The 12,753-nt window shown below is 67.4% G+C and carries 11 protein-coding genes; 8 read left to right on the top strand and 3 right to left on the bottom strand.

The annotated features are described in order from the left end of the window. Position 1: 1 nt before the first annotated feature. The 6 genes from ACWPWO_RS00990 to ACWPWO_RS00965 all read left to right on the top strand — a co-directional run bounded on the left by ACWPWO_RS00990 (position 2) and on the right by ACWPWO_RS00965 (position 6,827). Positions 2-265 carry a hypothetical protein gene (locus tag ACWPWO_RS00990; protein WP_454003723.1) on the top strand — a complete coding sequence of 88 codons (264 nt, stop codon included), beginning with the start codon at positions 2-4 and terminating at the stop codon, positions 263-265. Then, positions 262-885, top strand: coding sequence for a hypothetical protein (locus ACWPWO_RS00985; RefSeq protein WP_454003721.1), 624 nt, complete (start codon positions 262-264; stop codon positions 883-885). The genes ACWPWO_RS00990 and ACWPWO_RS00985 overlap by 4 nt, the downstream gene beginning before the upstream one ends. Then, positions 833-3,535, top strand: coding sequence for a phospholipase effector Tle1 domain-containing protein (locus tag ACWPWO_RS00980; RefSeq protein WP_454003719.1), 2,703 nt, complete (start codon positions 833-835; stop codon positions 3,533-3,535). The genes ACWPWO_RS00985 and ACWPWO_RS00980 overlap by 53 nt, the downstream gene beginning before the upstream one ends. A gap of 122 nt (positions 3,536-3,657) precedes the next feature. Continuing rightward, on the top strand, positions 3,658-5,343 hold the full coding sequence (argS, locus tag ACWPWO_RS00975) for an arginine--tRNA ligase (protein WP_454003717.1): 1,686 nt from the start codon (positions 3,658-3,660) through the stop codon (positions 5,341-5,343). A 387-nt stretch (positions 5,344-5,730) separates the two neighbouring features. Next, the gene (locus ACWPWO_RS00970) at positions 5,731-6,096 is read left to right on the top strand and encodes an SPOR domain-containing protein (RefSeq protein WP_454003715.1); all 366 of its coding nucleotides are present in this window, start codon (positions 5,731-5,733) and stop codon (positions 6,094-6,096) included. Between the two features lie 92 nt (positions 6,097-6,188). After that, the gene (locus tag ACWPWO_RS00965) at positions 6,189-6,827 is read left to right on the top strand and encodes a thiol:disulfide interchange protein DsbA/DsbL (RefSeq protein WP_454003713.1); all 639 of its coding nucleotides are present in this window, start codon (positions 6,189-6,191) and stop codon (positions 6,825-6,827) included. Positions 6,828-6,950: 123 nt separating this feature from the next. Here the strand turns inward: ACWPWO_RS00965 and ACWPWO_RS00960 are convergent, their stop codons facing one another. From ACWPWO_RS00960 to ACWPWO_RS00950, 3 genes are all read right to left on the bottom strand, one after another. Further along, a complete protein-coding gene (locus ACWPWO_RS00960; protein WP_454003711.1) occupies positions 6,951-7,898 on the bottom strand; it encodes an Rpn family recombination-promoting nuclease/putative transposase in 948 nt (315 codons plus the stop codon). 431 nt (positions 7,899-8,329) lie between these two features. After that, positions 8,330-9,526: a cystathionine beta-lyase gene (gene metC, locus ACWPWO_RS00955; protein ID WP_454003709.1), complete on the bottom strand. Its 1,197-nt coding sequence runs from the start codon at positions 9,524-9,526 to the stop codon at positions 8,330-8,332. A gap of 96 nt (positions 9,527-9,622) precedes the next feature. Continuing rightward, complete coding sequence (locus ACWPWO_RS00950) at positions 9,623-10,696, bottom strand: MBL fold metallo-hydrolase (RefSeq protein ID WP_454003708.1); 1,074 nt, start codon at positions 10,694-10,696, stop codon at positions 9,623-9,625. Positions 10,697-11,095: 399 nt separating this feature from the next. Between ACWPWO_RS00950 and ACWPWO_RS00945 the strand changes: the two genes are divergently transcribed. Together ACWPWO_RS00945 and ACWPWO_RS00940 are read left to right on the top strand one after the other, a co-directional pair. After that, positions 11,096-11,485, top strand: a complete 390-nt coding sequence (locus ACWPWO_RS00945; protein ID WP_454003706.1) for a MerR family transcriptional regulator — start codon at positions 11,096-11,098, stop codon at positions 11,483-11,485. Between the two features lie 82 nt (positions 11,486-11,567). Next, the gene (locus ACWPWO_RS00940) at positions 11,568-12,746 is read left to right on the top strand and encodes an isovaleryl-CoA dehydrogenase (RefSeq protein WP_454003704.1); all 1,179 of its coding nucleotides are present in this window, start codon (positions 11,568-11,570) and stop codon (positions 12,744-12,746) included. The last annotated feature ends 7 nt before the right edge of the window (positions 12,747-12,753 follow it).

The raw sequence follows: 12,753 nt of genomic DNA, 5'->3' as shown, positions 1-12,753 counted from the left end.
CATGTCTGCCGCGCGTCTACGATGGTTCATCTTCCTGCCGGCCCTGCTTCCCGCGGCGGCCTGGCCGCAGGCAGGGCGAACCTGCTCCCTGCCGCCGACCGCGCCGTCCTGCGCGCCCGCCGCCGAACTGGCCGGCGAGCCGGAACCCGCGCCCGACCTGGGCCTGCTCAACCCCGTGGACCTGCTCACGGACGCAAGCAGCAAAGCGACACCGACCTGCCTGCGAGCCGGGCCTGGCCATTGCTGCAACTGCAACGGCACATGAACGGCGACACGCCCAATCCCACCCCCACGCTCGGGCCGACCGGCTGGGCGCTGAACTACGACCTGCAGGTGCGCAGCCAGGGCGCCGCGCTGCACCTGCCCGACGGCCGCCGCCTGACCCTGTCTCCTCCAGCCCGGCCCGAAGCCGGAGGCTGGCGCTGGCAGGGCGCCGACGGCCTGATGCTGCACTTCAATGAACAGGGCTGGCTGACCCGCCTGCGCACCTCCGCGCGCCGCTGGCTGCACATCGAACGCCTGCCGGCCGACCGCCCCGACGCTCATGCCGTGCGCCAGGTCCGCAATCACCTGGGCCAGGTCCTGCGACTGGACTGGCAGGCGGACCGGCAGGCGCTGGCCGTCCAGACGCCCGCCGGCCTGTTCCGCTGGCGCATGACGGGACAAGGAGGGCGGCCCTGGCTGGCCAGCGTGTCCCGGCCTGACGGCCTCATGCGCTCTCTACCACGCCGCTCCCGCGCCCTGGAGCCGGCGGCTGGGCGGCGTCAGCCTGCAAGCCCCCGGGCAGCCCGCGCACCGACTGCAGCAATGGGATTACGACGAACAAGGCAGGGTGCGGCGCATCGTCTCGCACGCCCTGGACCAGGAATGGACCGCAAGCCATGAACCGGGCCTCAGCCTCTGGACCCAGGGCCAGGAGCAGCACCGGTTCGCGTACAGCCTGATCCAGGGTCAGGCGCGCCTGGACAGCCTGGAAAGCCGCTGGTGCGACGGCTGCCCCGCCTACCGGACCGTCTGGCGGCACGATGCGCAAGGCCGATGGCTGCAGGCAGGCCCGTGGCATGCGCAGCGGCGCGCCGACGGCTCCATCCGGCGCCTGCGGCAAGCCGACGGCGGATGGGGGCCGATGACGCTGGACCTGGACGAGCGCGGCCGGCTGCAAGGCTGGGACACGCTTCTGACCGGTCCGCAGACGCGGCGCTGGAACACGGACGGGACGCTGGCCGAAGTCCGCCATGCGGGCGCGAACGGACTGCTCATGCAGCATGACGCCTCCGGGCGTCTGGCCAGCCTGCATCACCGCCGCGGACAGGAAAGCGAGCTGACCCGCCTGCGCTGGCTGGGACACGGCCTGCTGCGCATCGAACATCCCGAAGAGACGCAGCGGCTGAAACTGCGCGCCGGACTGCTGCGCGAACGCCGCCTGGAGCGGCGCCACAGCCCCGGCCAAGCCTGGACGGAGCGCTTCGACTACGACGATCTCCAGCGCCTGGTCCGGCACCACCTGCCCGAAGGCGGCCGGCTGGACTACCGCTGGGACGCGCAAGGCCGCCTCGCCGCCCTGGACTGGACCGACGCCCAGGGCCGTCTGCACAGCGTCGTGCAGGCGCGCGACCCCGGCTATGCCTGGGGCAACGGCCTGCACCTGATCAGCCGCGCCGACGCAACCCGGCACAGCGTGGACCTGATGCTGCTGCGTCCGGACGGCAGCCCGGTCTGGACCAGCGCGCGTCGCCTGGATGCGCAGGGCCGGGTCAGGGCGGAACGCCACCACTACGCGGCGCTGGGCCAGGAACGCACCTGGAGGCTGGACTATGACGGGGCGGGCCGTCTGGCCGCCTATCGCCAGGACGGGGAACAGGACGTCCATTGGCTGGCCTGGGAGGGCACGGGCGCCCTGCGCGTCCGCCATCCGCTGCCCGCGCCGGCCATGGACCGCGCCGCCGACGGTCTGCCGACCCGCGTGGGCGAACTGGACCTGGACTACGGACCCAGCCGGCGACTGCGCGCGGTGCGCTCGCCGGCCGGAATCCTGGTCCAGTACCGCCACGACGCTTTCGGTCAGCGCATCCTGCGCACCCAGGGCGATCGGCAGCGCGCCTTCTTCCACCACAACCAGCAGTTGCTGGCCGAGCTGGACCTGCCGGCCACGGCGCAACGCATCGTGTCGCGCCGCTACCTGTACGCGGGACTGACTCCGGTGGGCCTGATCGTCTACGACGAGCACGGCCAGGGTCGCCTGCACTACCTGCACAGCGACCTGATGGGCGCGGTTCGCCTGGCCACCGACGAGCAGGGCAGGGCCGTGTGGGCGGCCGACCTCGATCCCCTGGGTCAGGCCCGCATCCTGCTCGAAGACCTGGAACTGCACCTGCGCCTGCCGGGCCAGTACGCGGACCCCGCCACGGGCTGGCATGACAATCTGCTGCGCACCTACTCGCCGCGCCACGGCCACTACCTGGAGCCCGATCCCCTGGGACCATGGCCCGGCTCGCAAGCCCTGGGCTATGCGGGCCAGCAGCCCCTGCGGCGCGTGGATCCGCTGGGCCTGTTGCTGTTCGCCTTCGACGGCCCCCGCCAGAGCCGCGTCACCCGCAGCAATGTCTGGAAGCTGGCCCAACTGTACCGGGAGGGCGCGGCGCATTACCACGACGGACCGGGCAACCCGCACTCCCTGGACGCGGATGCGCTGACCGCCTGGCGGGCCGGCCGCATCCTGCAAACCCAGTGGACGCGCCTGCTGGACAGCCTGCAGCAGGCCGGTCCCGGCCCGGCCGCCACGCCCGTGGACCTGCTGGGCTTTTCCCGCGGAGCGGCGTTGGCGCGCGATTTCGCCAACCGCATCCTGGATCCCACCCAGGCGGGCTGGTTCCTGCTGGACGACCCGCTGCGCGGCCGCATCCGCGCCTGCATCACGCCTCGCTTCCTGGGCCTGTTCGACACGGTGGCGCAGTTCGGCCTGTCAGGCACGCACAACTCGCGCTACCGCCTGGGCGTGCCCGAAGCCTGGCAATGGGTGGCGCACGCCGTCTCCCTGCACGAGCACCGCCACCTGTTTCCCCTGAGCGCCCTGGCCCAGGCCATGAACGTGGTGGAGATGCCCTTTATCGGCGCGCACGGCGACATAGGCGGCGGCGTGCTGCCCGCCGACCCCGCGCCGCAGCCCGGCGACCTGGACAAGGTGGCGCTGGCCTGGATGCACTGGCAGGCCAGGGCGGCGGGCCTGACCCTGGCGCAGCTTCCCCTGACCGATCTCTCCGTGGCGCACCCCATCCTGCACGACATGCGCCCGGCCTGGCAGCGCAGCATCCAGAACGGCGACCGCCAGGTCAACTACCACGGCCATGGCCGGGACCACGCCTACCAGGAGCAGCACCCCAAGCTGGGCGCGGCCATGCGCCGCTCGGTGCAGGCCCTGATCCGTCGCCACGAGGATTGGCGCAGCCGCGAGGGCCACGACGCCGGGGTCGTGGACATGAAGGCGTATGACGCGTGGCTCAAGGACCACCTGGGCTGGGACCGAGAGGCCTATTGAAAGGAATTTGCCCGCAAATCACGCTATCATGTAGGACTGTCCGGCGGGGCATTGTCGCGCCCGCCATCCGGGGCATGCCGCATGCGCCCGGCTTGTTTCCATACCGACCCAGAACATTTTCTATGCTTCCTGAGCAACAGTCCCAGTTAATCGCCCGCCTGCAGGCGGCCGTCAGCGCCATCCTGCCGCAGGCCCAGCCCACCATCACGCTCGAGCGGCCCAAAGTGGCCGCCCACGGCGATGTGGCCTGCAACGTCGCCATGCAGCTGGCCAAGCCCGCCGGCCGCAACCCCCGCGAACTGGCTCAGGAGATCGTCAACACCCTGCTGGCCGACCCGGCCGCCACGGCCCTCATCGCCAGCGCCGAGATCGCCGGCCCCGGCTTCATCAACTTCCGGCTGTCCGCCGCCACCCAGCAGGCCGTGCTGTACGCCATCGGCGAGCAGGGCGAGCGCTACGGCCACGTGGCCCCGCGCCAGGAAAAGCTGATGGTGGAATTCGTATCCGCCAATCCCACCGGCCCGCTGCACGTGGGCCACGCCCGCCAGGCCGCGCTGGGCGATTCGCTGTGCCGCGTCTTCAGCGCCCAGGGTTATGACGTCACCCGCGAGTTCTACTACAACGACGCGGGCAACCAGATCGACAACCTGACTATCAGCGTGCAGGCGCGTGCGCGCGGCATCGCGCCCGACTCCGAACAGTTCCCCGCCGACGGCTACAAGGGCGACTACATCCTGGACATCGCCCGCGACTACCTGGCCGGCGCCACCGTGCAGGCGGCCGACGGCCAGTCCGTGACCGCCAGCGGCGACCTGGACAACACCGAGGACATCCGCCGCTTCGCCGTGGCCTACCTGCGCCGCGAACAGGACCTGGACCTGCAGGCCTTCGGCCTGAAGTTCGACAATTTCTTCCTGGAAAGCTCGCTCTACACCTCCGGCCGCGTGGAAAAGACCGTGCAGGCCCTGATCGAGGCCGGCCACACCTACGAACAGGACGGCGCGCTGTGGCTGCGCACCACGGAGCTGGGCACCGGCGACGACAAGGACCGCGTGATGCGCAAGTCCGAAGGCGGCTATACCTATTTCGTGCCCGACGTGGCCTACCACGTGGCCAAGTGGGAGCGCGGCTTCCACCACGCCATCAACATCCAGGGCACGGACCACCACGGCACCATCGCGCGCGTGCGCGCCGGACTGCAGGGCCTGAACCTGGGCATCCCCAAGGATTTTCCCGCCTACATCCTGCACAAGATGGTCAAGGTGGTGCGCAACGGCCAGGAAGTGAAGATATCCAAGCGCGCCGGCAGCTACGTCACCCTGCGCGACCTGATCGAATGGGTGGGCCAGGACGCCGTGCGCTTCTTCCTGATCCAGCGCCGCGCCGACTCCGAATTCGTCTTCGACATCGACCTGGCCCTGTCCAAGAGCGAAGAGAACCCCGTCTACTACATCCAATACGCCCACGCCCGCATCTGCTCGGTGCTGAACCAGTCGGCCGAACTGCTCTCGCAAGTGCCCCAGGCGGACGTCGCGCCCCTGACCGCCCCCAGCGAGATCGCCCTGCTGCAGCGCCTGGCCGAGTACCCGGCCGTACTGGCCCAGGCCGCCCGCGAACTGGCCCCCCACCACATCGCCTTCTGGCTGCGCGACTGCGCTTCGGACTTCCATACCTGGTACAACGCCGAACGCGTGCTGGTGGACGACACGGCCCTGCGCCTGGCCCGCCTGCGCCTGGCCCAGTCCTGCGCCCAGGTCATCCGCAACGGCCTGGACCTGCTGGGCGTGTCCGCCCCTGAACGCATGTAAACCTCCATAGGCAGATATGGCACGAGCACGCAAGAAGTCCTCCGGTTCTGGCGGCACCTACACCGGCATACTGATAGGCCTGATCCTGGGCCTGGGCGCCGCCGTGGCAGTGGCCCTGTTCGTCACCAAGGTGCCCATGCCCTTCGTGGACAAGGCCAGCCGGGAAGCGCCCACCGTGGCCCTGCCCGAAGGACGCGACCTGCTGGACCCGAACCGGGGCCTTTACGGTTCGGACTCCTCCAATGTTCCGCCGCCCGCCGTGGAGAACATTCCGGGCCTGACCCTGCCCAGCCTGCCCGCGCCGCCTGCAGGCCAGGCCAAGCCTCCGGCAGCGCCCGCGCCCGACGCCCTGGGCGATCTCATCGCCACGCTGCCGCTGCCGAAGCGGTGCCCCCCGCCAAACCGGACAGCCGCGGCGCCACGCCCGGCGCCGCCGCCCCGGCCGCACCGGCCGCACCGGCCGCCAAGCCCGCCGCTCCGCCGTTGCCCCCGCCGCCCGCGCCCAGTAAGCCGCCCAGCACCAGCACGACCTACTATCTGCAAGCCGGGGCCTTCCGCAACAATGCCGACGCCGAGGCCATGAAGGCGCGCCTGCTCATGCTCGGCTTCAATGCATCGGTGCAGAGCGCCCAGGTCAACGGCGGGACCGTCAACCGCGTGCGCATGGGCCCCTTCAAGGGCATAGACGAAATGAACCGGGCCCGCAGCCGCCTGGCCGAGGAAAAAATCGACACCTCGGTCGTGCGTCCCTAGGCTGGAATACCGTTCACCCTGAGGCCCGGTTTGAACTTTCCCGCCATCGGGCTGGTCATAGAGAACACCTTCCCATTTAAGGAAACCGATTCATGAAGCTGAACGCACTGTTTGTACGAGTCCTGACCGGCGCCAGCCTGGTCGCCGGCGCGAGCCTGCTGCCCGCCGCCGCGCTGGCCCAGCAGGCCGGCCAGGGTTACGTCACCCTGACTCCCGCCCAGCCCTCCGACACCGCCGGCAAGACTGAAGTGCTGGAGTTCTTTGCCTACAGCTGCCCGCACTGCGCCATCCTGGAACCCAAGCTGCAGGCCTGGGCCAAGACCCTGCCCGCCGATGTCGCGCTGCGCCCCGTGCCCGTGGCCTTCAACGCCGGCATGGGCGACCTGCAAAAGCTGTACTACACCCTGGAAGCCATGGATCGCCTGGACCTGCACCCCAAGGTCTTCGAAGCCATCCATCAGCAGCGCGAGCGCCTGTTCGACGCCAAGACCATCACCGAATGGGTCGCCAAGCAGGGCGTGGACAAGGCCAAGTTCGAACAGACCTTCAATTCCTTCGGCGTGCAGACCAAGGCCAACAAGGCCAACGAACTGGCCCGCAACTACCAGATCGACGGCACCCCCAGCCTGGCCGTGGGCGGCAAATACGTGACCTCGCCCGCGCTGGCCAACGGCTACGACGAAAGCATCACCAAGGCCCAGGAACTGCTGAAGCTGGCCAAGAAAGGCTGATCCCGGACAGACTGTAATGCCTGGCGTCGGTTAAAAATCCGGACACCAAGGTCAACCATGCACAAGGAGCGCGAATCGCGCTCCTTGTGCATGGCGGCGGCCCGATGAACGGCAGCCAAGGCTTTATGCAGGAGTCCGAGGGCGTGCCTGGAACACCTCGTCGATCGTGTCGGCATCCAAGACCCTCAGGCTCCATGCTGCCAACTGCTGCGAATTGCCCTGTGCAACGTGTTGCCGGTATATGTCTTGCATCGCGCCGAATTTATGCTGGAGCAGGCTGAGCAAGGTGCTTTGCAAGCCCTTTTGTATACCCTGGGCTTCCCACTGGTGCAGCCAGGAATCGGCATTGTCTTCAAGCATGGCGTGTATATCCTTTAGGCGTAGATGTTGAGGCAAATCCAGATTGGGCAGGCAGCGCGGCAATATGGCCTGGTTCAACCAGGCGGCCAGATCCCGCAGCAAAGCTTCGTCCGAGCAAATATTCAGAACAGTCTGCATCAGCTTGCTCAGGTCCGCCAGCCCGTGATTGTGTTGAATCCGGCAGATCAGCCCAAACAGGCTGGACGACGGCAAGGATGGATTCAAAGATTGTTTTTTAAGGTCAATCAGCCAATAAGCTTGCCTTGGAATGTGGTCGATCGGCCACGGAGTAGCCAGTGCGGGAAACAGGTCCTGGCTGCAGGTCGGCACCGTCCAGGCTTGCTTGCCGCTGTACAGCACCAGCATCAGGGGCACGGGCAAGATTGGACTGGACTGGTGCTGCTGAACAAACGCTTCCAATTGCAGATGTCGATAAGTGCCGGTACGCAAGGCCATATGACGTTCAGGTCGGGACTGATGCTCGATGCCAACCAGCAGGGCAGGATCATCCTGCCGGCGTGGCGGCACTTCCCAGGCCAGGTCTCCCTGGCGTTTCTGCATCGCCGGGCCGACATAAACGGGGGACATGGGCAAGGCCCGGTTCAGATCAAGCCGCTCCAGCAGGGAGGCCGCGCAGACCAGGTGCAGCAGCTCCTGCAACAAAGTACGATGACTGAACAATCGTCGATAGCTGGCGTCGAATAGGGACATGGGACACATAGCAGGCAATGAAGATACCTTCAGCATGACGCATCCCCCCGCCACCCGGTGGCCCGAAGTCCGCTGTTTGTCCAGCGCACAACTGCTTATGGATAAGCATGCCAAAACGAGGCATTTTTCCATATGCGCGGCAAAGCCTTACTGAAGCCAGGCTGCGCAGCTTCCGGCAAGCGCCCGTGGACCTGGACATGTCGCCCTCGGCCTTGAGCCACGCGCTGCGCGGCCGCAAACAGCCCGGCAGGGCTGGGCCTAGCCTATCTCTGCGCGCAGTATGAGCAGGACGCTCTGGCCAGCGGGCAACTGATCAGCGTGCTGGACGATTGACGGCCACCCGGAACCAGCCTCTCTCTGCTATTCCTGCCATCGCCTGGTATCGGCAAGGCCGCACGCCTCTACTGAGCTGGCACATGGCCTAGGATGAATCAACCCCGCGCCGCCTTGTCCAGGGCCTGGGCCAGGTCGGCGCACAGGTCCTGCGCGGATTCCAAGCCGATGTGCAGGCGCACCAGGGCGTCCTCGGTCTGCGGCCAATAGCTGTGACCGCGCAATAGGCCGGGGTCCACCAGTTGCACCAGGCTCTCAAAGCCGCCCCAGGAAAAACCGATGCCGAACAAAGTCAGGGCATCGACGAAGGCGCGCGCCTGTGCCTGCGTCAGGCGCAACTGCATGGACAGCATGCCGTTGGAGCCGGTGCAGTCGCGCCGCCACATGGCGTGGCCCGGGTCCTGCGGCCAGGCGGGGTGGTAGATCCGCGTCACTTCCGGTCGGGCGGCCAGGAACTCACACACCTTGAGCGCATTGGCGGCGCTTTCGCGCATGCGGATGGGCAAGGTGCGCACGCCGCGCAGGGCCAGCCAGACGTCATCGGCGCTGATGGAAAAACCCAGGGCGTAATGGTTGTCGTGCAGTCGCTTGTTCAGGGCCGGCTCGGCCGACATGACCGCGCCCAGCATCAGGTCCGAGTGGCCCGCCACGTACTTGGTGCCGGCCACGATGGACACGTCGAAGCCCAGCTCCAGCGGACGATAGATGTAGCCTGACCCCCAGGTATTGTCCGTGACCAGCAGCAAGTCGTGGCGGCGGCCGAATTGCGCCAATGCCGGCATGTCCAGCATCTGCATCAGCAGCGAGCCGGGCGATTCCACGTAGAGCATGCGCGTGTTGGGCTGCACGTGGCGCTCCAGATCCTCGAGGCTGGCCGCGCAGAACGTGACCTGGATGCCCAGTCGGCGCAGCCCGGTCTTCTCCAGGTAGCGCACCGGGCCATAGGCGCTGTCGGCGACCAGCACATGGTCGCCCGTGTCCAGCAGGCTCAACAGGCCCAGGCTGATGGCCGCCATGCCCGAGGGCGCGAGCAGGGCCTGGGTGGCGGACTCCAGCTGGCAGAACACGGATTCCAGGGCGGCGTGGGTGTCCATGCCGGAGCGCCCGTAGGTGATCGAACGCTGAGCCGGATCCGCCTTGGCGGCCTGGGCGCGGTCCAGCGCGTCCAGGTTGCGAAAGCGCACCGTGCTGGTGCGCACGATGGGCACGGCCACCGGCGCCGATTCCGTGCGTGCATCGAAGGGCGCAAGCCCGGTATGTTGCAGGGTGGTGTCCAGGGCGTGATCAGAACTCATGGTGCGCGAGGGAAGTCAGTGTCGGGAAAGGCTATACGCTATCACAGCCTGGCGGCGGCCATCCGGAAGACCGCCCAATAAGCGCCATACCTGTTGCTATATGCGCTCGAAACGCAGCACGCCGTCCTCGCCTTCGAGGCGGCGCAGCCGGCCGTCGAAATACAGGGCGTGCAGGTGGGCGATGGCCTCGCCCATGGCGAAGGTCATCTGGTGGGAGTCCAGCTTGCGGTGAAACAGCACGGGCAGGATGTCGGCCGCGCTGCTGGGCCGGGCGCAGGCTTGCAGGACCTCCTCCAGGCGCGCGGCGTGATGCTCCTGCTGCTGGCGGATGCGCTCGTGCATGCCCCGGAAAGGCTTGCCGTGCGAGGGCAGCACCAGGGTATCGGGCGCCAGTTCCTGGTAGGAGTCCAGCGATCGCAAATACAGCGGCAGGGGATTGGCCAGAGGCTCGGTATCGAACACGCTCACATTGGTGGAGATGCGCGGCAGCAGCATGTCGCCGGAGATCAGCACCCGCAGATCTGGGCTATACAGCGACATGTGTTCGGGCGCATGGCCGTAGCCCACGATCAGGCGCCAGGGCCGGCCGGCGATCGTCACCGCCTGGCCGTCGAGCAGGCGCACGAAGCGCTCCGGCACCGAAGGCACCATGGACGGGTAGTAGTCGCCGCGGCTGCGGATCTGGGCGCGCGCCTGCTCGTCCTGCAGGCCGTGCCGCACGAAATGCGCTTCGGCCGCCACGCCGTTGGGGCCGCCGGCTTCCCCCGCGGGCTGGCTGGCCGCGCCGGACCACAGGCGCGCCACGGCGTAGTCCGTCATGCTCATCCACAGCGGCGCGTTCCAGCGTCGGCACAGCCAGTCCGCCAGGCCCACGTGGTCCGGGTGCATGTGGGTGACGATCACGCGCAGCACCGGCAGCCCCTGGAGCTCGTGCTCGAATACCTGTTCCCACAGCTCGCGCACCTGCGCGCGGGCTATGCCCGTGTCCACGACGGTCCAGCCCGGCCGGCCGTCGATCTCATCGCGCAGCAGCCACAGGTTGATGTGGTCCAGGGCGAAGGGCAGGGGCATGCGCAGCCAGCGCACGCCCGGGGCCACCTCCAGGCTGCGTCCCGGTTCGGGCAGGGCGTCCGCCCAGGGATAGACGAGTTTCTGTTCGTTGGGATTCATGCTTGCTCCAAAAAAATGCCCCCACGCTGCGCAGGCTGATCGCCTGCTTGCTGCCCCCCAAGGGGGTGCTTTTGCCTTGGGGCGGCCCGACGGCAAAAATGCCCCCACGCTGCGCAGGCTGATCGCCTGCTTGCTGCCCCCCAAGGGGGTGCTTTTGCCTTGGGGCGGCCCGACGGCAAAAATGCCCCCACGCTGCGCAGGCCGAAGGACTGCTTGCTGTCCACCTCGCGGCGTGCATGCCGCTCGGATTCGCCAGGCGCGGAACAGTCCTCAAGGACTGTCCCCCGTCCGGGCTCATCCCCCAAGGGGGTGCTTTTTGCCTTGGGCGGTCCGGCGCTATGGTGAACGCGTGAGCTCTATGGCATGATAGTTTACGTTAACGTAAACCGCATAAGAAAAATGACGACTACCACCTGGACGATATCCGATCTGGCGCATGAGTTCGCCGTCACTCCCCGGACCCTGCGCTTCTACGAGGACCAGGGCATCCTGAGCCCGCTGCGCCAGGGCAACCAGCGCATCTACCAGGCGCGCGACCGCACCCGCCTGAAGGCGCTGCGCGGCAAGCGCCTGGGCCTGCAGCTGTCGGAAATCCTGACGCTGATCAATATGTACGAATCCCCGATGGACACATCCGCGCAGCTCAAGCATTATGAAGCGGTGCTGGAGGAGCATCGCCTGCGGCTGGAGCGCCAGCGCCAGGACATCGACCAGACCCTGCAGGAGATCCATGACCAGCTCCAGCTATGCCGCTCCCTGCTGGATCAGCGCGACGCCCCTTTCCGCTAAGGGAAAACCCAACTATATTACGTTTACGTAAACGTAATATAAATGAGATTCTGAACACGCACCCCCTTTTCTGGAGAGCTTCATGAGTCTGCCCGGCCTGAATTTCGACCTTGGTTCCGATCTGGACATGCTGCGCGACACCGTCGCCGATTTTTCCCGGTCCGAAATCGCCCCCTTGGCCGCTGAACTCGACCGCGACGACCAGTTCCCCATGCACCTGTGGAAGAAATTCGGCGACATGGGCCTGCTGGGCATGACGGTCAGCGAAGAATACGGCGGCACGGACATGGGCTACCTGGCCCACATGATCGCCATGGAGGAAATCTCCCGGGCCAGCGCCTCGGTGGCCCTGTCCTACGGGGCCCACTCCAATCTGTGCGTGAACCAGATCAACCGCAACGGCACCGAAGCCCAGAAGCGCAAGTACCTGCCCGGCCTGATCAGCGGCGAGCAGGTCGGCGCCCTGGCCATGAGCGAACCGGGCGCCGGCTCGGACGTGGTGGGCATGAAGCTGCGCGCCGACAAGAAGGGCGACCGCTACGTGCTGAACGGCTCCAAGATGTGGATCACCAACGGCCCGGACGCCGACACGCTGGTGGTGTACGCCAAGACCGACCCCCAGGCCGGCGCGCGCGGCATCACCGCCTTCCTGATCGAAAAAGGCTTTCCCGGCTTTTCCGTGGCGCAGAAGCTGGACAAGCTGGGCATGCGCGGCAGCCACACGGGCGAGCTGGTCTTCCAGGACTGCGAAGTGCCCGAGGAGAACGTGCTCGGCCAGCTCAACGGCGGGGTCAAGGTGCTGATGTCCGGACTGGACTACGAGCGCGCCGTGCTGGCCGGCGGGCCGCTGGGCATCATGCAGGCCGTCATGGACGTGGTGATCCCCTACGTGCACGATCGCAAGCAGTTCGGCCAGGCCATCGGCGAATTCCAGCTGATCCAGGGCAAGCTGGCCGACATGTACACCACCCTGCAGGCCAGCCGCGCCCTGTGCTATGCCGTGGGCAAGAACCTGGACCGGCTGGGCGCCGCACACGTGCGCTCGGTGCGCAAGGACTGCGCCGCCGCCATCCTGTACAGCGCGGAGAAAGCCACCTGGATGGCCGGCGAAGGCATCCAGATCCTGGGCGGCAACGGCTACATCAACGAATTTCCCACCGGCCGGCTGTGGCGCGACGCCAAGCTGTACGAGATCGGCGCGGGCACCAGCGAAATCCGGCGCATGCTGATCGGCCGCGAGCTGTTCGCCGAGACCGCCTGACGCCATC

The sequence above is a fragment of the Alcaligenes sp. Marseille-Q7550 genome (genome assembly GCF_965112015.1).
Note: the sequence above shows the minus strand (reverse complement) of the source record. Positions and strands in the feature narration are given on the sequence as shown.

Bases quoted from the DNA above. Each gene is read 5' to 3' on its own strand.
- ACWPWO_RS00990 (WP_454003723.1), top strand. From the start codon at position 2: ATGTCTGCCGCGCGTCTACGATGGTTCATCTTCCTGCCGGCCCTGCTT.
- ACWPWO_RS00985 (WP_454003721.1), top strand. From the start codon at position 262: ATGAACGGCGACACGCCCAATCCCACCCCCACGCTCGGGCCGACCGGC.
- argS (WP_454003717.1), top strand. From the start codon at position 3,658: ATGCTTCCTGAGCAACAGTCCCAGTTAATCGCCCGCCTGCAGGCGGCC.
- ACWPWO_RS00965 (WP_454003713.1), top strand. From the start codon at position 6,189: ATGAAGCTGAACGCACTGTTTGTACGAGTCCTGACCGGCGCCAGCCTG.
- ACWPWO_RS00960 (WP_454003711.1), bottom strand. From the start codon at position 7,898: ATGTCCCTATTCGACGCCAGCTATCGACGATTGTTCAGTCATCGTACT.
- metC (WP_454003709.1), bottom strand. From the start codon at position 9,526: ATGAGTTCTGATCACGCCCTGGACACCACCCTGCAACATACCGGGCTT.
- ACWPWO_RS00950 (WP_454003708.1), bottom strand. From the start codon at position 10,696: ATGAATCCCAACGAACAGAAACTCGTCTATCCCTGGGCGGACGCCCTG.
- ACWPWO_RS00945 (WP_454003706.1), top strand. From the start codon at position 11,096: ATGACGACTACCACCTGGACGATATCCGATCTGGCGCATGAGTTCGCC.
- ACWPWO_RS00940 (WP_454003704.1), top strand. From the start codon at position 11,568: ATGAGTCTGCCCGGCCTGAATTTCGACCTTGGTTCCGATCTGGACATG.